At 68.3% G+C, this 21,791-nt stretch carries 20 protein-coding genes; 11 read left to right on the top strand and 9 right to left on the bottom strand.

Annotated features, from left to right (window positions below):
* Window positions 1-29: 29 nt before the first annotated feature.
* A complete protein-coding gene (locus tag ON40_RS15035; RefSeq protein WP_040822964.1) occupies window positions 30-1,037 on the bottom strand; it encodes an aromatic ring-hydroxylating dioxygenase subunit alpha in 1,008 nt (335 codons plus the stop codon).
* A gap of 168 nt (window positions 1,038-1,205) precedes the next feature.
* Here ON40_RS15035 and ON40_RS15030 point away from each other — a divergent pair, with 168 nt between their 5' ends.
* Window positions 1,206-1,823, top strand: a complete 618-nt coding sequence (locus ON40_RS15030; protein WP_040822961.1) for a TetR/AcrR family transcriptional regulator — start codon at window positions 1,206-1,208, stop codon at window positions 1,821-1,823.
* Here the strand turns inward: ON40_RS15030 and ON40_RS15025 are convergent.
* Window positions 1,808-2,806 (bottom strand): GlxA family transcriptional regulator, encoded by a 999-nt coding sequence (locus tag ON40_RS15025; RefSeq protein WP_040824086.1) that lies wholly within the window; start codon window positions 2,804-2,806, stop codon window positions 1,808-1,810. The two genes, ON40_RS15030 and ON40_RS15025, sit on opposite strands and share 16 nt — an antisense overlap.
* Window positions 2,807-2,876: 70 nt before the next feature.
* On the opposite strand from ON40_RS15025, the gene ON40_RS15020 reads away from it, so the two are divergent.
* Window positions 2,877-3,839 carry an NADP-dependent oxidoreductase gene (locus tag ON40_RS15020; protein ID WP_040822958.1) on the top strand — a complete coding sequence of 321 codons (963 nt, stop codon included), beginning with the start codon at window positions 2,877-2,879 and terminating at the stop codon, window positions 3,837-3,839.
* Window positions 3,840-4,465: 626 nt separating this feature from the next.
* The gene (locus ON40_RS15015; RefSeq protein ID WP_040822956.1) at window positions 4,466-5,326 is read left to right on the top strand and encodes a class II glutamine amidotransferase; all 861 of its coding nucleotides are present in this window, start codon (window positions 4,466-4,468) and stop codon (window positions 5,324-5,326) included.
* 11 nt (window positions 5,327-5,337) lie between these two features.
* Here the strand turns inward: ON40_RS15015 and ON40_RS15010 are convergent, their stop codons facing one another.
* Window positions 5,338-6,417, bottom strand: a complete 1,080-nt coding sequence (locus ON40_RS15010; RefSeq protein WP_245567812.1) for an alpha/beta hydrolase — start codon at window positions 6,415-6,417, stop codon at window positions 5,338-5,340.
* Between the two features lie 244 nt (window positions 6,418-6,661).
* Between ON40_RS15010 and ON40_RS15005 the strand changes: the two genes are divergently transcribed.
* The 7 genes from ON40_RS15005 (at window position 6,662) to ON40_RS14975 (ending at window position 15,988) form a co-directional block, all read left to right on the top strand.
* Window positions 6,662-8,080 carry a condensation domain-containing protein gene (locus ON40_RS15005; RefSeq protein ID WP_040822953.1) on the top strand — a complete coding sequence of 473 codons (1,419 nt, stop codon included), beginning with the start codon at window positions 6,662-6,664 and terminating at the stop codon, window positions 8,078-8,080.
* A 2-nt stretch (window positions 8,081-8,082) separates the two neighbouring features.
* Window positions 8,083-9,732 carry an MFS transporter gene (locus ON40_RS15000; RefSeq protein ID WP_040822950.1) on the top strand — a complete coding sequence of 550 codons (1,650 nt, stop codon included), beginning with the start codon at window positions 8,083-8,085 and terminating at the stop codon, window positions 9,730-9,732.
* A complete protein-coding gene (locus ON40_RS14995; RefSeq protein WP_051193129.1) occupies window positions 9,729-11,348 on the top strand; it encodes an ArnT family glycosyltransferase in 1,620 nt (539 codons plus the stop codon). The genes ON40_RS15000 and ON40_RS14995 overlap by 4 nt, the downstream gene beginning before the upstream one ends.
* Before the next feature lie 35 nt (window positions 11,349-11,383).
* A complete protein-coding gene (locus ON40_RS14990; RefSeq protein WP_051193128.1) occupies window positions 11,384-12,346 on the top strand; it encodes a glucosyl-3-phosphoglycerate synthase in 963 nt (320 codons plus the stop codon).
* A 367-nt stretch (window positions 12,347-12,713) separates the two neighbouring features.
* Window positions 12,714-13,982, top strand: coding sequence for a PucR family transcriptional regulator (locus tag ON40_RS14985; protein ID WP_051193127.1), 1,269 nt, complete (start codon window positions 12,714-12,716; stop codon window positions 13,980-13,982).
* A gap of 63 nt (window positions 13,983-14,045) precedes the next feature.
* On the top strand, window positions 14,046-15,374 hold the full coding sequence (locus ON40_RS14980; RefSeq protein ID WP_245567811.1) for a class I SAM-dependent methyltransferase: 1,329 nt from the start codon (window positions 14,046-14,048) through the stop codon (window positions 15,372-15,374).
* 152 nt (window positions 15,375-15,526) lie between these two features.
* Complete coding sequence (locus tag ON40_RS14975; protein WP_157186300.1) at window positions 15,527-15,988, top strand: hypothetical protein; 462 nt, start codon at window positions 15,527-15,529, stop codon at window positions 15,986-15,988.
* A gap of 33 nt (window positions 15,989-16,021) precedes the next feature.
* On the opposite strand, the gene ON40_RS14970 is transcribed toward ON40_RS14975, so the two are convergent.
* From ON40_RS14970 to ON40_RS14955, 4 genes are all read right to left on the bottom strand, one after another.
* On the bottom strand, window positions 16,022-16,702 hold the full coding sequence (locus ON40_RS14970) for a CPBP family intramembrane glutamic endopeptidase (protein WP_040822945.1): 681 nt from the start codon (window positions 16,700-16,702) through the stop codon (window positions 16,022-16,024).
* 37 nt (window positions 16,703-16,739) lie between these two features.
* Entirely contained in the window at window positions 16,740-17,531 is a 792-nt protein-coding gene (locus ON40_RS14965) for an SGNH/GDSL hydrolase family protein (RefSeq protein ID WP_040822942.1), read from the bottom strand.
* A 127-nt stretch (window positions 17,532-17,658) separates the two neighbouring features.
* Complete coding sequence (locus ON40_RS14960; protein ID WP_040822939.1) at window positions 17,659-18,315, bottom strand: maleylpyruvate isomerase N-terminal domain-containing protein; 657 nt, start codon at window positions 18,313-18,315, stop codon at window positions 17,659-17,661.
* Window positions 18,316-18,411: 96 nt separating this feature from the next.
* Window positions 18,412-18,882, bottom strand: a complete 471-nt coding sequence (locus tag ON40_RS14955) for a hypothetical protein (RefSeq protein WP_051193126.1) — start codon at window positions 18,880-18,882, stop codon at window positions 18,412-18,414.
* A gap of 313 nt (window positions 18,883-19,195) precedes the next feature.
* Here ON40_RS14955 and ON40_RS14950 point away from each other — a divergent pair, with 313 nt between their 5' ends.
* Window positions 19,196-19,678, top strand: coding sequence for a nitroreductase family deazaflavin-dependent oxidoreductase (locus ON40_RS14950; protein ID WP_040824063.1), 483 nt, complete (start codon window positions 19,196-19,198; stop codon window positions 19,676-19,678).
* A gap of 18 nt (window positions 19,679-19,696) precedes the next feature.
* On the opposite strand, the gene ON40_RS14945 is transcribed toward ON40_RS14950, so the two are convergent.
* Both ON40_RS14945 and ON40_RS14940 read right to left on the bottom strand, forming a co-directional pair.
* Window positions 19,697-20,302: a TetR/AcrR family transcriptional regulator gene (locus ON40_RS14945; protein ID WP_245567810.1), complete on the bottom strand. Its 606-nt coding sequence runs from the start codon at window positions 20,300-20,302 to the stop codon at window positions 19,697-19,699.
* Window positions 20,303-20,376: 74 nt separating this feature from the next.
* A complete protein-coding gene (locus ON40_RS14940; RefSeq protein WP_040822937.1) occupies window positions 20,377-21,717 on the bottom strand; it encodes a cytochrome P450 in 1,341 nt (446 codons plus the stop codon).
* Between the last annotated feature and the right edge of the window lie 74 nt (window positions 21,718-21,791).

Here is a 21,791-nt window from a genome sequence, read left to right as displayed (position 1 = left end):
TGGCAACCTGGAATACGCGGATCTTCTCGTCAGTGCTCAAGGGGGACACGACCTTCCGTGCTCGTCGGGTAGAACTGTTCGGCCCAGTGCCGCAGCGCGCGGAATCCGTCGAATTCCTTCTGCGACAGGGCGGGTGGATCGGAATAACGCTGATGCGACCAGATGTGGATATCGGCCTCGAACTGGTCGATGACGCCCTGCGCGAGGCGTTGGGCGCGCTCGGCGGCCTTGGGGTGCTCCTGGCCTTGGCGGCGGCCGATCCACACCGAGAACCGCACGTCGCAGGTGTTCTCGTCGACCGGGGTGACCGCCGAGAGGGTGCGGTTGTCGATCATGCCCCAGCTCTTGGTCACCGCGGCCCCGAGTCCGGCGTTGATCGCCTGCACACCGCTGCGGATGTCCTCGGCGGCGGTGTCGTCGAAGGCGATGGTGAAGTCCACGTAGGAGACCGGCAGGTCGAAGTCCTGGCGGGTGAAGGTCGGGGTGATCGGCACCTTGTGCACGTATTTGAAGTGGGCGAAGTCGACGCCGTTCTCCATGATGTACTGCGGGTGCAGTTCCAGGCTCTGCCGGAACAGCGTGGACTGCGGGTACGCCGGATAGTAGTCCGCGGCGGTGCTGCCGTCGTCGAAGCCGGTGAATACGTCCGGAACCTCGAAATACGGTGCGCGACCGTGGGTATCGTGCCAGATCCAGATCGATTCGTTGCGCTCGACGACGGGGTGGCTGCGTATCCGGCGGCCCTTGTTCGGATGATTCTCGTAGGGGACGCAGACGTTGCGGCCCTCGTGATTCCACTCCCAGCCGTGGAACGGGCACACGATCCGGTCGCCTTCGACGTGCCCGCCGAAACCCAGGTGCGCGCCGAGATGTTCGCAGTAGGCGTCCATCACCGCGACCCGGCCGTCGGCCGAGCGCCACGCGATCATCTCGGTGTCGAAGTACTTCATCCGGTGCACCTCGCCGACGTCCACCTCCGCGGACCACGCAACCTGGAACCATCCCGTCGGCTGCATCGATAGGGGTGGTCTGGCCATGACGAAAATCCTCTCGTCCGGGGCTGTACGGAGGTTTATAGTAGAACCCTCTGTGAAACTGTGCAAGAGGGGTCTGTCAAACATGAATGATCGTTCGGCTCAACAGTTTCGGCAGGCCGCGCGGGATGCCGCGGCCGGTGTGCGCGGGCGATGGCTAGGATTCGTGTAATGACCGAGGCGGGCGCGACGGGCAGGCGCAGCAACAAACGGGGGCTGGCGACGCGCGAGAGCATGCTCGAGGCCGCGCTGCGGGCACTGGCCTCCGGTGATCCGGCCGCGGCCTCGGGGAATCGGATCGCCAAGGAGATCGGCGCGACCTGGGGTGTGGTCAAGTACCAGTTCGGTGATATCGATGGGCTGTGGGCCGCGGTGCTGCATCGCACGGCCGAGCGCCGGGGAGATCTGCCGGTGCGGATCGGGACCGGGGCCGGTCTGCGCGAGCGGGTCACCGAGATCGTGGAGGGGATGTACGCGGGTCTGAGTACGACCGATGCCCGCGCGATCGAGACGTTGCGTGCGGCGCTGCCCAGGAATCACGCCGAACTGGAGCGTCTGTACCCGCGCACGGCGGCCGAGCTCGCATCCTGGCAACCGTTGTGGCAGAACGCTTGTCAGCACGCCTTCGCCGATCTGAACATCGAACCCGCGCGCATCCGCGAGATCGCGACGCTCATTCCCGGCGCCGTGCGCGGAATCGTCTCGGAGCAGCAGCTGGGCAGCTATTCCGATCTGGACGAGGCTCGTCGCGGCCTGGTGAACGCCATCGTGGCCTATCTGGAGAGCTGATCGGCTCGGGTGCGGAAGGTGCGGCGGTAGGTCAGTGGTGCGACGCCGATCGCCTCGTGCAGGTGTTGGCGCAGTGAGGTTCCCGTGGCGAAGCCGACCTCCGCGGCGATCCGGTCGACGGGCAGGTCGGTGCTCTCCAACAGTTCCCGAGCGCGGAAGACGCGCTGCTGGATGAGCCAGCGGCCGGGACTCGTGCCGACCTCGTCGCGGAACCTGCGGGCGAAGGTGCGCCCGCTCATGCGCGACCGTTCGGCCAGATCCGACATGGTCAGGGGCAGATGCAGATTCTCCAGGGCCCAGTGCCGGGCCGCGGCCGTGCCCGCGGAGGTCTGCGTGGGCACCGGCTGTTCGATGTACTGCGCCTGACCGCCCTCCCGCCACGGCGGCACCACACAGCGGCGCGCGACCGTATTCGCCGCCTCGCTGCCGTGGTCCTTGCGAATCAGGTGCAGGCACAGGTCGATTCCCGCGCTGGCGCCCGCCGAGGTGAGGATGTCGCCGTCGTCGACGTAGAGCACGTCCGGGTCCAGGCGGACCCGGGGGAACGCGCGGCGGAAGATGTCGGCCAGATTCCAGTGCGTCGTGGCGGGGCGGTCGTCGAGGCGTCCCGCGGCGGCCAGGACGAAGGCCGCCGTGCAGATGGACACGGTCCGGGCGATCGGGCGGATCAGCTCGAGGGCATCCGAGACCTGTTGCGGCAGTGCGAGTATCGAGACCTCGCCGGGCTCGTCCGGGCAGCCTGCCAGGCCGATGTGACAGGGCGGGATCACCACGGTGTCGGCGGTGCGCAGGATGTCGGCGTCGTATGTTACGGCGATCGAGAAATCGCCCTCGGTGCGGACCGGATGTCCGTCCACCGAACAGGTCAGCACCTCGTAGCGGCCGTCGGCAGAGCCGAAAACCCGGTTCGCGATGCCCAGCTCGAACGGGTACACGCCGTCCAGCGCCAGAACGACCACGCGGTGTGGTGCCGAACTCGTCATGGCTCGATCATATCGAATATTGGCAATCGTGCCATTTTCTCCCGGGTCGAGCAGCGGCAGGCTGAACGTCATGACGACAACGGATATCCCCGCCACCATGCGAGCGATCGGCCAGGACACCCTGGGCGGCCCCGAGGTGCTGCACGAGATCGAACGTCCCGTACCGCAGCCGGGACCGAGCGAGATCCTGGTGCGGGTCCACGCGACGGCCCTGAATCCGACCGACTGGAAGCATCGGGCTCTGGCCGGGCTCTACCTGCCCGAGCCGCCGTTCGTCCTGGGCTGGGACGTCTCGGGTGTGGTGGTGGCGGTCGCGCGCGGCGTCACGCTGTTCGAGCCCGGTGACGAGGTCTTCGGCATGCTGCCCTATCCGCACGGGCACGGTGCCGCGGCCGAATACGTCACCGGCCCGGCCCGCGCCTTCGCCCGCAAGCCGCGCGCACTGGACCACGTACCGGCCGCCGCGGTTCCACTCGCCGCGCTGACCGCCTGGCAGGCTCTGGTGGATACCGCGAATGTGCAAGCGGGACAGCGTGTTCTGGTGCACGCCGCCGCCGGTGGCGTGGGCCACTTCGCGGTGCAGATCGCCAAGGCACGCGGGGCGCACGTCATCGGGACCGCGAGTGCGGCCAATCACGAATTCCTGCGCGGACTCGGCGTGGACGAGGTGATCGATTACCGCACAACCGATGTCGCCGAAGCGGTGCGGGACGTCGACGTCGCGATCGACCCGCTCGGCACCGAGAACGCGCTCACCTCGATCCGCACTCTGCGGCGGGGAGGCATCGTGGTCTCGCTGGTGGGCGTGGACGCCGAACGCGTGCGGGCGGCGGCAGCGGCGGCCGGTGTGCGAGCGGTGGGCATGCTGGTCGAAGCCGATCACGCCGGGATGTCCGAACTGGCCCGGATGGTGGACGAGGGGACACTGTGGCCCACGATCGCGGGAACCTTCCCGCTCGCCGAGGCAGCGGCCGCGCACGCGCTCGGCGACACCGGTCGTACCGTCGGCAAGCTCGTGCTCACCGTGCCCTGACGTAGGCGGCGAACTCGACAGCAATACCGCAGTGGCACAGCATGTTTCGCGAGAGCGCGCGGAGCATCCAGTGCAGGTCCGGCTCCCATCGCCTGAGGGGGCCGGACTCGGGCCGTAATGCTCGGTTCGCTGTCAGTCGGCGACGAGGACGACTTTTCCTGTGACGGAACCGGATTCGGCGGCGGCCAGAGCGCGGGCGGCCTCCCGCAGCCGGCGATGTGGCAATGTCAGTCGGTGAGGCCGAGGAGTTCGGCGGTTTACAAACCAGGCTCGGGAACGAGCTGAGTCCGCCTCGGTCATTGTTCGCACACGCATCACCTTGCGACTCGACACTGCGCGACCCGAGTTCTCAATGCCGAAGATGTCGGGACGCCAGGATGAGCGAATGGACAAACTGCTGGTCATGGTGAACGGGCTTCCGGGCGCGGTACCGATGGGTTGCGGGTGCCGAACCGCTCGGACTCACTGCCACGCTGGTGGTCGAGACCACCGGTCCGGTCGACTGTGTGCGTCTTGCCGCGAGAATCCGATCGGTGGCCGAGCTGCTGGGCGACGCTGCTCGGCGGTAGGTCACGTGTCTGTGTTGATGAATCGTTCTGCTGCGTCGTGGTGCGAAGATAGGGGGTATGTGCCGTCTGTTCGGCTTGCATGCGGGGCGTCGTGTCGTGCACGCGACGTTCTGGTTGCTGGACGCACCCGACAACCTGTCCGCGCAGAGCACGCGCAACCCGGACGGCACCGGCCTGGGGGTGTTCGGCAGCGCCGGTGAGGCGGTGGTGGACAAGCAACCGATCGCGGCGTGGCAGGACACGGCGTTCGCTCACGAAGCGCACGACATGGTGGGGACGACATTCATCGCTCACGTCCGGTATGCGTCGACCGGTGCGCTCGATGTGCTCAACACGCACCCGTTCCTGCAGGACGATCGGATCTTCGCGCACAACGGCGTGGTGGGTGGGCTGGACGTGCTGGACGCCCGGTTGTCGGAGCTCGGGGCCGCGGGCCTCGTACTGGGGCAAACGGACAGCGAGCGAGTTTTCGCTCTGATCACCGCGTCGATCCGGGCGACCGGGGGAGATGTCGAGGCGGGCCTGCTCGAGGCGCTGGCGTGGCTGGCGGCGAACGTGCCGATCTACTCCGTCAACCTGTTGTTGAGCACGGCGACGGACATGTGGGCGCTGCGGTATCCCGAGGCCCACGAGCTGTACATCCTCGACCACGCGCAGCCGGGCTTCGATCTGCGAACCCCGCGCATCCACGCGCGATCGAAAACCCTTGGGACACAACGTGCTGTCGTATTCGCCAGTGAGCCGATGAACGCCGACCCCGCATGGCGACTCCTGGATCCTGGAACATTGGTGCACGTCGATGCCGACCTCACGGTCACCGAACGGGTAGTGCTGCCGGATCCTCCGCAGCACCGGCTCACGCGCGCCGACCTCAGCCCGGCCGCCGCGGCCTCACAGCATCCGGCGGCGGGTCGCTGATCGTATTTCGGTCAGGACTGTTCTGCCTGCAGGGCCCGGCCGAACAGGGGCCAGGACTTGTGCAGGTCTTCTTGCCAGTAGCCCCAGGAGTGCGTGCCTACCTGGCGGAAGTTGAAGGTCGCCGGGATGTGGAGTTGGGCGAGGCGGTCGTGCATGCGATGGGTGCACTGGTTGGTGGCGGCCTCGAGAATGGCGCCGCTGGTGAGCTGGGCGGCGAGTTTGGCCGGTTTCCCGTCGATGCCGGGCCCGTCGAGAGTGTCCAGCGGGCCCGGAAGCCCCGTCCCCGAAGAAACGTAGATTGCCGTGCCGCGCAGGCGATCCGCGTGAATGTAGGGGTCGTTGGCGGCCCAGGCGGGATCGCCCGGCGGGCCCCACATATTCGCCGCATTACCGGCCCAGCGGCCGACGACAGCGGTGACATACGCCTCGCCGAGCGGATTGCTGGTCTGCGCGCAGCCGCTGTACGCGCCGATGGCCTGATACAGACCCGGTCGATCCAGGGCGAGCTGGAATACCGACGTTCCGGCCATCGAGATGCCGGCCAGCGCGTTCTTGCCGGTGCCGTGGAATGTGGAATCCATGATCGGCGGCAACTCCCGGGTGAGGAAGGTGCTCCAACGCTGCTTCCCCAGGACCGGATCGTCGGTGCGCCAATCGGTGAAGTAGCTCCCGCGCCCGCCCAGCGGAATCGCGACGGTGACCTGTTTGTCGGCGAAGAAATCGGCGATATCGGTCTGTTCGGTCCAGCTCGAATCGTCGACGCCCCCGTTTGCGCCGTTGAGCAGATACAGCACCGGTGCGGGTTTCGAATGATCCGGGGCGCGAGCCACTTTCACGTCGATCACGGAATTCATCGCCGCCGAGTACACCCGCATGTTCACCATCCGGCCCGCATCCGGGGTGACGTTCACCAGATGCGAGCCGTCCACGGCGGGCCGGGCGGCGGCGCTCAGCGCCGGGATCGAGGCCGGTGCGACCGGATCGGCGCCGGCCGTGCCCGCCCAGCCCGCGGCCAGAGCCACCACCGGTGCGAGCACCGTCGCCTGTCGGCGGCGCAACCGTGACCTGCGCGGTGCGGAGTGTTTGCCCACCTGCTCCTCCCCGGAGATTCCGTTGGCCTTGTCGACGGCAACGGTAAGGACGAATCATGAACAGCGGCAAGCGCTGTCGGCGAAGATTGGAATCGGATGCCGCATCCGGCGCGGGTTGCTGTCAATGATCACAACATTGCTCCGAACCTATGGTCGGGGTTCATACGGCTGTCGTTGACTGGCCTGGCGCTGCCGTGAGATCGGGCGGCGGCACCTCTCCCGACGCTGTGAATCGAGGGCACTCGTGGTCAATTTCGGTTTCTTCGACGACTGGCACCCGCAACCGGGCCGGGTCACCAGCTGGAGTGTCTCGGCCACGGCGCAGGCCGTCATGCGCGACGCACCGGAGCATCCGATCCCACCCACGTATCAGCAACGCGAGTACCTGCGCACGACTCAGCGCACCGCCGCCGCGGGCCACCGCGCCTCGCGGCTGTGCATGATCTCCTACGACATTCCGGGCAATCCCGACATCGACGCGATGACCCGCGCGGTCACCGCCTTCGTGCGGCGGCACGAATCGTTCTCCAGCTGGTTCACCGTGGAATCCGACGAACGAGTGGTGCGGCACGTCGTCGACGCGCAGGTGCTCGAGCTGGTGCCCACCGAGCACGGCGAGTTCACCGACAGCGATGCGATCCGTCGGCACGTCCAGGACACCACACCCGATGCGCTGCACTGGAATTGCTTCAGCTTCGGGATCATCGAGCAGGAGCAGGCGTTCACCGTGTACGCGGCGGTCGACCACCTGCACACCGACGGCGTCGCGCAGGCGTTGACCTGCGTGGATCTGTTGATGCTGTACGGCGCGGAACTGTCCGGCACCGAACCCGCGCTCGCGCCGGTGGACGGTCATCTGGCCTACTGCGCCCGCGAACGCGCCTACAACACCGAACTCACCGAGCAGTCCCCGCCGGTCACCACCTGGCTGAAGTTGTTGCAGCGCAACGGCGGCGAGATGCCGACCTTCCCGCTGTATCTGGGCACCGAGAACGCCCCGGGCTACGTGCGCGGCGCGGTGCTGACGCTGCCGTTGTTCACCGAGTCCGACGCACTGCGTTTCGAGCAGGCGTGCGAGGACGGCGGCGGCCGGTTCCTCGGCGGACTGTTCGCCGCACTCGCGCTCACCGAGGCCGAATTGACCGGCAACGACTGGCATTTCATCCTCAGCCCGGCCAATACCCGCAGCGCTCCGGGTGAGGCCGGTGCGGTGGGTTACTACACGAATCTGCTGCCGATCGCCTTCGATGTGCCGCCCGAGGCACGGTTCAGCTCCCTGGTCGCCGCCGCGCAGGAGGCCGCGGATCGCGCCAAGGAACTCACCGACGTCTCCGCGCACCGAGTGCTGGAGCTGGCCGCGCCGGAGCCGGGCATCCGGGTGCGGCCGGGTTGGTCCGCGATGATGCTGTCCTACGTCGACGTGCGCAAGATCGCCGGAGTGGAGATGTTCGACCGGATCAACGGCGGGCTGTTCGCCAACCGCGCCGCGGCCAGCGAGGTCTACGTCTGGATCAACCGGTTTCCGGATGTGACCACGTTGAGCCTGGTCTTCCCCGATACCGAGGATGCGAACGAATCGGTCGGGCGATATGTGAAGACGCTGACCGAGATCACCGCCGCGGTGGCCGGCGCCGGCGACTACGCCCTGCGGGTCGACGCCTGACCATGGCGATTCGGGGCATACCGGTTCGCGCGGGCCAGGACACCGCGGACCCGCCCGTCGCGGGGCGGTACGCGTGGGCGGCCCTGGCGGCCTGCCTGCTCGCGGTGTTCATGCAGATGCTGGACCTGACCATCGTCAACACCGCACTTCCGGTCCTGGCGCGTGACCTGTCCGCCACCGGCTCGGTGCAGCTGCTGGTCGTGACCGGGTACGGGGTGGCGTTCGCGTGCACACTGCTGACCGCGTCCCGGCTGGGCGACCGGTTCGGTCGGCGACGGTTGTTCCTGATCGGCATGACGATCTTCACCGCGGCGTCGCTGGGCTGCGGTCTGGCCCGGCTCCCGATCGAGCTGATCGCCGGGCGAGTGGCTCAGGGACTGGGTGCGGCGGCGGTCTCGGCTCAGACGATCGCCATTGTGGCCGCGGTGTTTCCGGCTCATCGGCGGCCGCTGGTCTTCGGTGTGTACGGTGCGGTCGCGGGTCTGGCGGGTCTGTCCGGGCCGCTGCTGGGCGGGCTGATCGTCGGGCTGAATCCGGGCGGACTGGGCTGGCGGTCGATCTTCCTGCTGAATCTGCCGCTGGGCCTGATCGCCCTGGTGCTGGCCGCGCGCTATCTGGACGTCGGGCGGGCGCAGCGGCCGGTGCGGGTGGACGCGCTGGGTGCGGTGCTGTCGACGGTGGGTGTTGCCGCGGTGCTGTATCCGCTGTCCACCGGCCGTGATTCGGGCTGGCCGCCCGGTGCGGTGGGCCTGCTGGTGGCGGGTGTGCTGGTGCTGATCGGATTCGGCTGGCGGCAACGGTGGGTGACGATGCGCGGCGGGACGCCGCTGATCTCCGCGGAGGTGTTCCGCGATCGAGGCTTCGGCGTGGGATCGGTTCTGCTGCTGGTGTTCTACGGGTTGTTCGCCGCATTGCTGTTCACGGTGTCGATGACCGCGCAGACCGGGATGGGCTGGTCGGCCTGGCAGACCGCACGGCTGCTGTTGCCGTTCGCGCTGGGCGCGCTGCTGGCGGCACTGACCTCACCGATTCTCATGGCGCGCTTGGGTTCTCGGGCATTGACCGCGGGCATCGGCCTGTTTGCGCTGGGAGTGGCGCAGATGGCGTTGACCGTGCATCCCGCGTCCGGCGGCGTGGACACTCGCGCGCTGAGCGAACCAGTGCTGCTGGCCGGTGCCGGGATGGGCTGGTTCGCCGCGCCGCTCCCGGCGGTGATGGTGGCCGGGCTGGGGGAGGGGCCGACCGGGAGTGTCTCGGGGCTCGCGCCGACTGTTCAGCAGCTCGGCAGCGCGATCGGCGCGGCCGTGCTCGGGAGTGTGTTCTTCGCTCGCATCGCCGTGGGCTCCGGTGTCGAGGATGCGAAATTGCTTCTCGCACAGCATCTGTCCGCGCGGGGCGTGATGCCCGACGACCGGGCCGAGACGCTTCGGCGCTTCGGCGACTGTGCGCATGGCGCCCTCGCCTCCCCGTCACATGTGCTGCCGGCGGACGGCTGTGCGGGCGGCGGTCTCGACGCGACCGTGGTGACGGCGGCCACCGCGCCGACGTACTTGCAGGCGTGTGTGACGGTGCTGTGGCTCGTCGCGGCGGTCGCGGGCGTGCTCACGGTCCTCACGCTGGCGCTGCCGCGGCGTCCGGGAGCCCAGCCGTGACCGCGATCTCCGACCGCGCTGATCGAGGGGATCAGCTTGCTGCGGAACAGGATCCGGACACTGCCGAAGTGCGGTTCGCGGCGTTGGCGGTCACTGCCGTCGCAGTCGTGACCGGGGTGATCCTGCTCGTTCGGTCGGGACGCTACGGCTATTTCGGCGACGAACTGTACTTCGTCGCGGCCGGGAATCATCTCGCCCCGGGCTACGTTGATCAGGGGCCGTTGATTCCGCTGCTGGCCCGGACCGCCTGGACGTTGATACCGGGATCTGCTGTGACACTGCGTATCCCGTCGATTCTGGCTGCCGTGGCCGGAGTACTGCTGGCCGGGGCGTTCGCCCGGGAGATGGGCGGCCGCCGCCGCGCGCAAGTGCTGGCCGCAGTGGCCTATGCGACGTGCCCGTACCTGATCACCCAGGCCGCGACCCTGTCGACCTTCGCACTCGACAGCGCCCTGAGTGCGGCGGCACTGTGGCTGCTGGCTCGCTGGATCCGCTTGCGCCAGGACCGGCTGCTGCTGGCCGCCGCAGCGGTGATCGCGGTGGATCTCCAGGTGAAACTGCTGGTCGTGGTCTTACTGGCCGGAATCGTCGCGGGTGTGGCGGTGGCCGAGCCACGGGAATTGCTGCGCCGCCCGGCGCTGTGGTGGTGCGTACCGGTGGTGACGCTCACCGCGCTGCCCGGGATGCTGTGGCAACAGCGGCACGGCTGGCCACAACTGGCGATGGGCGCGGTGATCCGCACCGAACAGCATGCCGCGACCGGCGGTGTGCTGGGGCTGCCGGTGCAGTGGGCCGTGCTGACCGGGCTACTGGGTGGCCTACTGGCTCTGCTCGGCTGGTTGGTCCTGCTGCGCCACAATACTTTCCGTGCCTATCGATGGATCGGTGTCGCCGCGATCGTAGAGGTCGTGTTCGCGATCGTCAGCGGCGGACGGCCCTACTACGTCGCGGGGTTGTTCCCCGCACTGTTCGCCGCCGGTGCCGTGGCGATTCTGGACGTTCCGCATCGCGCCGCGCGGCTCACCGGCGGCATGGTGTCCCCGGACGTTCGGCATCGCGCGGTGCGAATCGTCGGAACAGCGGTCGTCGCGGTGTCTGTCGCGATCTCCCTGACGGTGGTGTCGGTCCTGCCGCTGCCACTCGCCCGAGTCGATCGACTGGTCCACTCGCAGGCCGAATTATCCACCCGCATGCGTACATTCGGCACAACAGGTTGGGAACAGCTCGTCGCGGGCGTGGATGCGGCCTACCGAGCCCTGCCGTCGGGTGACCGCACCGGTGTCGTGATCCTCACCCGAACCTATTGGCAGGCAGCGGCTCTGGATGAACTCGGCCCACCCGATCATCCGCCGGTGTACAGCGCGGACCGCGGATACGCCTACTTCGGCAGGCCACCGGAGACCACACGCACCGTGTTGTACGTCGGCACCGGCTCCTCGGAACCCCTGCCGCACAACGCCTTCGAAGTCGCCGAGCCGGTCGCGCGGATCGATGATCCGCTCGGCTTTGCGGGGATCGATCGCGGGATCACGGTGTGGCGTTGTCAGCGGCCCCGCCAGCCCTGGCCCGCGCTGTGGCCGCGCCTGACCACCCTCGTCCTGGATCCCGGACTCTGACCGCCGCCCGTGCGCCACCAGAAAGAAGCTGCCTCATGCCTGTCTCCCACACCGGTCCCACCTGGTTCGATCGCCGCTGGTCCATTCCGCGACTGGTCGAGCGCAAACAGGGCCGCCGGGTATCGGTGGTCCTGCCCGCACTCGACGAGGAGGCCACCGTCGCCGGGGTGATCGCATCGATCCGTCCGTTCGTGGGTGGGCTGGTGGACGAATTGCTCGTGGTGGACTCCGGTTCCACCGACGGCACCATTTCGGCCGCCCGCCGGGCCGGTGCGGACGTGTACACCCGCGAGCAGGCGTTCCCGCAGTTGCCGCCGCGCCCCGGCAAGGGCGAGGTGCTGTGGCGTTCGCTGGCGGTGGCGAAGGGTGATCTGATCGTGTTCGTCGACTCCGATCTCATCTCGCCCAGCCCGATGTTCGTGCCGTCCCTGCTCGCACCACTGCTGTTCGATGACGCGCTGCACCTGGTGAAGGGGTTCTACCGGCGGCCGCTGCGCACCGAGGGCCGCTCCGACGCCGACGGCGGCGGCCGGGTCACCCAACTGGTCGCCCGGCCGCTGCTGGCGGCGCTGGCGCCCGAACTCGCGGAGGTCGTACAACCGCTCGGCGGGGAGTACGCCGCCACCCGGGAACTGCTCACCGGCATCCCGTTCGCACCCGGTTACGGCGTCGAGATCGGCATCCTGCTGGACTGTTTCGCGCGGTACGGCATCGGGACGATCGGACAGGTGGATCTGGGCACCCGCCTGCATCGCAACCGCCCGAACGACGAATTGGCCGCGATGAGCCGCCAGGTCATCGCGACATTGCTGGACCGTCTCGGCCTGGAGGACTCCGGTAGTGGTCTGCCGCAGTTCATCCCGCACGGCACCGGCTGGCGGCGCACGGTAACCGAGCCCAGTTTCGCCGACCGTCCGCCGATGAATCCGGCCATCGATCCACCGGCCACCGGTGCGCCCGAATGGGCCTCGTTGGATTCCCGGTTGGGAATCGCGTGATTCTTTCCGCTCGCCGAAATCGCCGAGCGGGAGAATTCGGGACGATTCTGTTGGGAAATATCACCTGATTCTTCTGTCGAAACAGGGTGATGTTCACAATCCGCTCAGCGGCGGGCGGCCGGGGTCGTCGGCGTGAACAGGCGTGGACGATCACCCGATTCGCCGGAAATTGCGGTTCCCGGCATCTACCAGCAGATTTACCGCTTCTGAAGCGGCTTGCCACACTTCGGTGGAAGTACACAACGGGCGCGGCTCGCATTGTGTACTTCGAACATTCGTGATGTCCGGTGTTCTCGGTAGAGTCGGCAATCGGCACTGGAAATGGATTCTGCCGCCCTTTTCGCTCCCTAGCCGATGAGGAATTGTCATGACCCGCATGAGGACGAGCGCGATGTATTCGGGCCGAGCGCCCGTGCGGACCGCGACGCAGCCGGTGCACCCGACCACGCTGGTGCGGTCCGTGGTGGACGGCCTGGACCTGACGGCCGTCGCGGGCCGGATGGATGGGCGGCTCCGGGCGGATCTGGTCGAACTCGTGCGATGCAGCGTGCACGAACTGACCGAGACGTCCTCGGGCACCGACCCGGCGCCGGTCACCGATCGGATCGAATCGATCGCTCGCGGGTGGGCCCAGCGGGACCTGCCGGTCGAGATCCTGCATCGAGCCGTCCACGCGGCGGTGTCGTCGTGCCTGCAGTGGTGGGCTCGCGGCGTCGTCTGGTCGGACGGGCGGATCGTGCGCACCGAGGGGGCCGGTCTGATCGATGTGCTGCGTACCCTCTCGGCTGCGGTCGCCCGTGGTTACGCCGCCGAGGTCCGCGCGATGACCGCCGAAGGCCGCGTCGCGGCGGCGACGCTGGCTTCGGGTCTGCTGGCCGGATGCGTCGACGGCACGCGAACCGCCGGATATGCTGCGGGACTGTCGAATTCGTATCTGGTCGTCGCCGTCGCGATCGGCGCGCACCCGCAGGAGAGCGATCCGCGGCTGGACGCTCGCGTGGTCGCCCGCCGCAAACTGCGCCGCATCCAGGCCGAACTCGCGACCGGCTGCCGCCCGCGCCCGCTGTCCCTGCTGAGCGTCGACGGCGGCACCATCCTGATTCCCGCCGAGGCTCCGGGCAGCGCCGCCGACCCTGCCGCGGTCGAAGAGTGGGTGAGCGAGTGGATCGATCGGCTCGCACACGTCGCCGGGGCGCCGGTGCGCGCCACGTTCATCGAGGCCGAACAGTCCGCGATCCCGAAGGCCGCGGATCTGGCGCACGAATTACTGGATCTCGCGGTACATCTGGGCCGCGGTCCGGGTTTGCACCGATTTCGGGATCTGGCCTGCGAATACCAGTTGTCGAGACCGGGCCGGGCCAACCGGCGGATCCGGTCGGTGCTGGATCCGCTGCGCGGTGAGCCGACCCTGCTCGATACGCTGCGCGCCTTCCTGGGCTCGCCCGGAACCCAGGAAGCGGTCGCCCGGCGGCTCGGGATATCGGTCGGCACGCTGCGGCGGCGGCTCGTGCGCATCGAGGCGCTGACCGGCCTGGATCCGGAGACCGCGACGGATTCGTGGCAGCTGCGCTCGAGTCTGGTCGCGCGCATCGTGAATGGCGAAAAGACCGGGACCTCACTGGACAAAGCAGGATGAACACAGCGGATTGACACCGAGTCGTTGTCATTCCCCCCTGGAATCGCGCGCCATAGTGATCTTATGGGCAACAGTGACCAGATGGCCAATCAGGAATCCGTCGCCGACACACTTCGCCCGCTGCTTCGCGCCGCCTTCGGGCCGGATCCGGGGGTGGCGTTCGAATTCTGGGACGGCAGTGCGATCGGCGCGGCCGGCGCCTCGTACGGCACGCTGCGGGTGCGTTCCAAGGAGGCGATCAGCCATCTGGTCTGGGCACCCGGCCAATTGGGCTTGGGACGCGCGTTCGTCTCCGGCACAGCGGATCTCGACGGTGACATCTTCGAGATGATGCGCGCGCTGCGGTCCTCGTCCCCGCACACCCCGGGCGCGGGCATCGGCCTGGGGCCCGCGGCGATCTACCAGGCGATCGGCGCGGCGCGTCGGCTCGGCGCACTGGGGCGTCCGCCCGAGCCGCCCCCGGAGGAGATGCGTTCCCGCAGCGGCGGATTGCACACCCGCCGGCGTGATGCGGCCGCGATCAGCCATCACTACGACGTGGGCAACGACTTCTACCGCCTGGTGCTCGGCCCGAGTATGACCTACTCCTGCGCGCGATTCGCCGGTGCGGGGGAGCAGCCCGACGACACGATGTCCCTGGCCGACGCGCAGCGCGCCAAACACGATCTGATCTGCCGCAAGCTGGGTCTGGACGCGAGGTCCGGGATGCGCCTGCTGGACGTGGGATGCGGCTGGGGCTCGATGGCCATCCACGCGGCCGCGACCTACGACGCGCACGTGGTCGGGGTGACGCTGAGCCGCGAACAGGCCGAGCTCGCACGCAAACGCGTTGCCGCCGAGGGACTTTCCGATCTGGTCGAGATCAGGCTGGCCGACTACCGGGATCTGCGCGGCGAACGGTTCGACGCGATCTCCTCGATCGGCATGTTCGAACATGTCGGCTCCAAGCGCGCCGCGGAGTACTTCACCACGATGCACACGCTGCTGCGGCCGCAGGGCCGTCTGCTCAACCACGCCATCTCCTCGATCGGCGGTTCGGTGATGACCAGCCGCTCCTTCGTCGGGCGGTACGTGTTCCCGGACGGTGAACTGATCGATGTCGGCCAGGTCGTACTGGCCATGGAACGCGCCGGATTCGAGGTCCGCGACGTGGAAGGGCTGCGGGAGCACTACGCGCTGACCCTGCGCGGCTGGGTCGCCAATCTGGAACAGGAATGGGACCGGGCGGTCGAACTCGCCGGTGCGGGTCGTGCCCGGATCTGGCGGTTGTACATGGCGGCTTCGGCATTGGGCTTCGAGGACGGCAGCCTGGGTCTGCATCAGGTTCTGGGCGTCGTTCCCGGTAGTGCGGGCGATTCGGGGATGCCCGCCACCCGGCGCGCGTGGGGCTGAGCGGACCGCGGCGACAGGCTGCGCCGAACAGGGTCTGGATCGGCCCCGGGATGGCTACACTGCTGGGCGAGTCGGCGGCAGATCACCTCGGAATCCGGTGAACGGCCGGCGGCTCGATCGATGTACTGCCCCCGTCACAGTGAGGTGATGTCTTGTCCGTTCGAGGAACAGTGCTGCTCGCGGCGCTCACATGCGCCGTACCGATAGTTGGTGCGGCACAGGCCCACAGCGCACCCGCGGCCGGGGCGAACGGCGGTTGCTCGCGGGGCGGCGTGATGACCGGCCGGATGATTCCCGGCGCCGGCAGTGCCGGACAGAACATTCAGCGCGAGGTCACTCTGAGCGACTGCGCCAGCCCGCTGCTGCCCGGAATCCACGCCGGAGTGTTCGGGGTGAGCATTCCGTGGAATGTCACCACGGCGCCCACCACGGCCCGGTTGAGCTGGTCGGACGGCAGCGTGAGCACCGCGACCGGATACGGCAACGGGACGTGGCGTATCACCGCGGGCCCCGCGAGCGGACATGCCATCCAGCTCGAGGTCGCCGACACCTGGAACGGGTGGTACCTCAGCCCCGCCGACGTGACGGTCACCGGCGCGCAGTTCGTGTCCTGAATTCGCTACGCCCGCAAGGGCTTTCCGATCCGATCAGGCGGTCCCGAGCGCGCGCCGGGCACCGGTCTGCGGCACCGCGCCGTGATAGAAGTACCTGCCCAGGCCGATGGTGAAGATCAGGATTCCGTACAGCGAATGTTCCACCGAGGCGGTGAACAGCGACCGGCTCCGCAGGTAGCGCGAGGCGAACAGCCAGCCGCCCACACCGCTGGCGGCGACGGAGAACCAGTTGCCGAAGATGATGTGCACGTATCCGAACGCCGCGGCACTCGCGGCGACCATCCCCGGACCCTCACCGAAGACCGGTGCGTACCGGTGGAACAGGAACGACCGGAATACCAGTTCCTGCGGATACACGCTCAGCGCCGGATACAGCACCATCACCGCGAGCCACAGCCAGGGATTGCGGCGCGGCAGATCGAACAGATCCTCCCGTCGGAGCACGGTGGTCGCCGCGGTGAGCGCCAATGCGTTCGCGCCCGCCGACACCGCCATCGAACGCGCCTGTTCGCCGAACGCGTCGCTGCGCCACAGTGAGGTCCGGTCGAAACCGGGAGAGCGCCGCAGGTAGATCGTCGCCCCGGCGGCCAGCGCGAGCAGTGCCGGAATCGGCGGCTTACCGCGCAACACCGCGTTGTAGGCGGTGGTGCCGCCGAAGAACAACGCCGCGTACTCGGCGGCCAGATACACCCGCCGCCATCGTCGAATTCTCATGCGCACACCGCCGTTTCGCGAAAGTCGTGGCTCGTGTCTAGGTGATCGGAAGCAAATCGGGGCGTTTGGCGCCGAGCCGGTTTCCCGAGGAGACCCCGCGGATGCGGCGGCCCACCCAGGGAATGAGATGGCGTGTGGCCCAGCGCAGTTCGTCGCTGAGCACAGCGGGGCGCGGGTGATTCGGATCGGGCGGCAGCGCGGTGCGCCAGGTGGCGTCCGCACCCGGGAGCCCCAGGCCGTCGGCGACCGCCCGGCTGACCAGTTCGTGGCCCAGCGGATTCAGGTGCAGCCGGTCGTCGGTCCACACCCGTCGATCGGTGGTGGCGGGCACGGGCTCGAAGTCGATCACGGTCACCCGATGCCGCGCGGCGACGGTACGCAAGGCGATGTTCATCTCCCGGACGCGTCCGGACAACGGCCGAACCAGCGGAGCGACCGCTCCGATATCGGGAAATGTGAAGGTGACCACCTGCGCGCCGATGGCGGCGAACGCCGCGAACATGCTCTCGATATCGGCCAGTACGGCGTCGCGGTCGTATCGCGGCCGCAGCAGGTCGTTCATCCCGGCAACCACGGACACCAGATCGGGCTTCATCGCCAACGCCGGAGCCAGCTGTTCCGCGCGGATCTGGTTCGCGCACCGGCCGCGAACAGCCAGATTGGCGTAGTTCAGGCCCGAATGCAGCCGGTCGAGCACCTGCGCGAGGCGGTCCGCCCAGCCGAGTAGTCCGCCGCTGCCGTCGGGGTCGCCGACCCCCTCGGTCTGCGAATCGCCGAGCGCGACGTAGCGGGTGAACTGCGGTGTTCGAGAGGGACTCGACCTGGTCATGCTCGGCCTCCGGGATCGGTTCGACGCGCGGGGCTCGGCGTCGAGCGATCCGGGTGTTCAGGGACGGGAACATTCAATAGATACACCAAGCAGCACTGGCTGTCCCGCCGGTTCGTCGGCTGTTCACTCAGCCCAGGACGAAGGGCAGCTTCCCGGCCAGATCGCCCAGCTCGACGCGTTCGCTGTCGCTGGGCGCGCGGCGGCCGGTGCCGATCAACAGGGCGTCCCGGTCCGAGAGCGCGGGCGGGAACGTGGCGCCGGTGACCTGCTCGAGCATGTGGCGCGCGTGGGCCAGGCTCTCGGCCGGCGGCTCGGGTTCGCCGGGCAGCTGTGCGATCAGGTCGAGGTGGTGCAGGGTCCACTCCAGCACATAGGCGTCGAGATAGTCGGCGGCGGTGAGCACCTCGCCGCGGGTGGCGATGCGCCGGTCCGGATCGGCGAGTTCGGCCGCGCGACCGGCAGCCGATCCGACATCGTCGAAGTGCAGTTTGAGCAGTTGCGGTTCCTGATAGGCCGCGGCCAGCCGGACGATCAGCGCATCGAGCGGATCGTCGCCGGTGGGCGTCGTGGTATCGATTTCCCAGTAGGACAGCGCGGTGCGCGTCGGTTCGGCATCGGCGGGGGTGACCAGGGTGATCAGGATGTCCTGGGCGCCGATCAGCAAGTGACACACCAGATCTCGCACCAGCCATCCGGTACATCCGGAGGGCAGTGCGAAATCCTCGTCGTGCAGTTCGGCGATCGTGGCGCGCAGCGCCGACCACGAGCGTGAGAAGAGGTCCACGGCCGCAAGCTAGCAGCGCGGGACGCGGGTCGCGACCGTTTCCGGATCCGGCGAACCGGAGATTCCGGGCCGGGCCGAGGTGATCGGGTTCAAGGGCTACGCCGACCCGGTCGAGCTGATCACGATGGCGGTCAGGATCACGGTCGTCAGGACGATCGGGATCAGGAATCCGAGTGCCGCGGGCCGCTGGAACAGCGGTTTGCCCGGGTCCATCGGGCGGCCCGGCATCCCCGGAACCGGCGGTGCGAGCTTGGCGATGCTGTTGTAGGCGAACAGATTGAACAGCATCGTCAGCGGATTGATGAACATCGACATCGGGCCCCACCAGCCCAGCCAGACGCTCTCCACGGTCATCCGCCGATAGGTGGCCAGACCGCAGTCGCGGCAGAACGGTCCCGGCATCCGGAGGAACTGCATGAAGACCAGGAGGCCGCGATGCCCGCGCACGTCGACCGCCGCGGCCGGAGTGGCGCCGCAGTGCGCGCAGTACAGCATGGGCTGCTGCTGCGCCATCATCGGCTGCTGGATCTGCTGTGGAAAGCCTTGCAGCGCACCAGGATTGGTCATTCGTATACCCCTACCCCCGATCACGGCGAGGCCGCCGTGATCGATCCGAAAGAAATTGATCCGAAAGAAGCTGGGCGCGAATGTTACCCGGACGATCCGCAGGTCGCCAGCTCTATTTCCCCAGCGTGATCGCGCGGCCGTGCTTTCGATGAAACTGCTTGGAGTGCAGTGGATTCGGAGTGCACGGCAGTCGGCCGTCACGCACGATCGGCTGGTGCGGATGCCGATCGGCAGGGTGCTCACCTCTCGACCGTGCACGCGATCCGATTACGTATGGTCGAGTGAGTACGTTCGACAGCACGAAGGAACGCCCATGACCGCCGCCCCGCCGCGCCCGAAACAACTCGACTCCCCGATCCTGCCGAAGGTCTTCAAGATCATGGGACGCGCCCAGGTCTGGGTCTACCGGCGCACCGGCGGGCGGATCGGCGGAAAGTGGCGCGTGGGAGCCGGTTTCCGCAAACCGGTGCCGACCCTGCTGCTCGAACATCGCGGCCGCAAGTCCGGCGCCACCTACACCACGCCGCTGCTCTACACCGCCGACGGCGCGCACACGATCGTCGTCGCCTCGCAGGGCGGTCGCGCGACCAATCCGCAGTGGTACCACAATCTGCGCGCGAATCCGGACACGCACATCCAGATCGGCCGTGAGCGGCGCGCCGTGCACGCCGTCGTCGCCGACGCCGACCAGCGCGCCCGCCTGTGGCCGCTGCTGGTGGCCGCCTACGCCGACTTCGACACCTATCAGGCATGGACCGAACGCGAGATCCCGGTCCTGATCCTGCAACCCCGGTGAGCTGTGTGAGAGCCGGACTCAGCGCGGCCCGATGAGCGCGATCGCGGTTTCCACTGCGACGTCGACGATTTCGGAGATGTCGCCGCCCGCCTCGACGGTGGATGCGATGAGTTCGCGGTAGCCGCCGTAGAGGATCGTGGCCATCGCGCGTGAGGGCGGGTGCAGTTCGGCCGACTGGAATTGCGGTGTGGCGGTGAGGTTTCGGATCAGCGCCACGAACGCCTCACCGGTCGTCCGGTGCAGTTCGCGGGCGTTGTCGCCGAGGGCGGGGATGTCGCGAATCCAGGCCAGGGTGATGGACGGGTCGTGCTGCGAGGCGGCGATCCACGCCTCGATCGCCTGCCGGACCTGCGTGCGCCAGGGCGCTGACGGGTCGACCGCCTGATAGATCTGCCGGATCGTATCGCTGTTGCGTTCGGCCAGCAGCTCGATGAAACAGTCCTGTTTACCGCTGAAGTGTTCGTAGAAGGTCCGGCGCGAGGTGCGGGCCTCCCGGACGACGTCGGCGACGGTGGTTTCCCGGTAGCCCTGCCTGCGCACCGCCTCGGCCATACCGTCGAGCAGACGGCGCCTGAATCCCGACTCGGCCGCGGCGGGGTGGGAAGCGGGCTCGGCGCGGGTCACCGTACCGAGGGTAGTGTCCGCGCCCGCGGGCGACCACATGCGCCGCCCGCATCCCGTTCCCACCGGCCCGCTGCTCAGGCGCGCGCCTCGGCCTGTGCGACCGTGCCGGCCGCGGGCCGGGCGGCGCGGCGGTGGACCACCGCGCGGCCTCTGCGGGCCGGAGCCAGTGCCACACCGCGGAAGTGCGCACGCTCGTCCGGTGCGTCGGTGGGCTCGAGCGTGAAATCCCGCAGCAGCGTGCGCAATACGACGTTCATCTCCAACGTGGCGAACGCCGCTCCGATGCAGCGGCGCGCGCCGCCGCCGAACGGGATCCAGCTGAACGTGCCCGGCCGCACGTCGAGAAACCGATCCGGATCGAAGGTGCGAGCCCGCGGGAACAACTCCTCGTTGTCGTGCATCAGCCGGATGCTGATCAGCACGTTCTGCCCCTTCGGCAGGGTCCACCGGCCCAGTTGCAGCTCCTCGACGCGGATCTGCCGCGGGGTCACATCGATCACCGGCCGCACCCGCTGTACCTCGAGCAGGGTCGCCTCGCGCAGTTCCGAACCGCCCGCGTCCACCTCGGATACCAAGCGGCGCAGCACATCCGGGTGGCGGCGCAATCGCTCGACGGTCCAGGCGAGAGTGGTCGCGGTGGTTTCGTGACCGGCGGTGAGCAGGGTCAGCAACTCGTCGGCGATCTCGCTGCGGGTCATGGCCGTGCCGTCGTCGTAACGGGACTGGAGCATCATCGCCAGCACGTCGTCGCGGCCGTCGAGTCCGGCGGCCACGGCCCGATCGATCAGGCGGTCCACGATCCGGTCGTAGCGGCGGCGATGGGCGGCGAATCGTGCCCAGGGACCGAAGCGGCCCAGGAAGTTTCGCGGTATCGGGAGTGCGACCAGTGCCGAGCCGAGCAGGACGATCTTGGGCAGTACCGCGCGCAGTTGGTCGAATTCCGCGCCGTCCGCTCCGAAGACCGCGCGCAGGATCGCGTTGAGGGTGATCCGCATCATCGAGTCCATCGTGGCGAATTCTCGGCCCGAGGGCCACGAGGCCATCTCCCGGACCGTCTCCTGCTCGATCATCTCCTCGTACGCTTTCAACCGGCGGCCGTGGAACGGTGGGGTGAGCAGTTTGCGCTGCTTGCGGTGTTCGTCGCCGGTGATCGAGAACAGTGAGCCCGGCCCGAGGACCTGGCCGAGATTCACATCGATGTTGTCGGCCACCTCCGGGCCCGCGGTGAACAGCGCCTTCACCTCGGCCGGATCGGACAGTACGACCGTCCGTCCCAGACGCGGGGTGGCGACGGTGAACGCCGGGCCGTAACGATCGTGCAGGCGACGCCAGGCGCGGGTGCGCCCGGCCAGAATCTCCAGGTTCTGCACGAAGCCCGGCGAGGTCGGGCCGTCGGGCAGTCTGACTGTGGTCATGCGTGACCCCTCCCACCGTGGTACGTCTCTGTACCAGGGGTACGGTACGCGAACGTACCGCAGTGCGGCAAGGG

The sequence above is a fragment of the Nocardia jiangxiensis NBRC 101359 genome (assembly GCF_000308615.1).
Taxonomy (GTDB): Bacteria; Actinomycetota; Actinomycetes; order Mycobacteriales; family Mycobacteriaceae; genus Nocardia; species Nocardia jiangxiensis.
The sequence above is the reverse complement of the archived record's forward strand: the minus strand, read 5'-3'. Positions and strand labels throughout refer to the sequence as shown.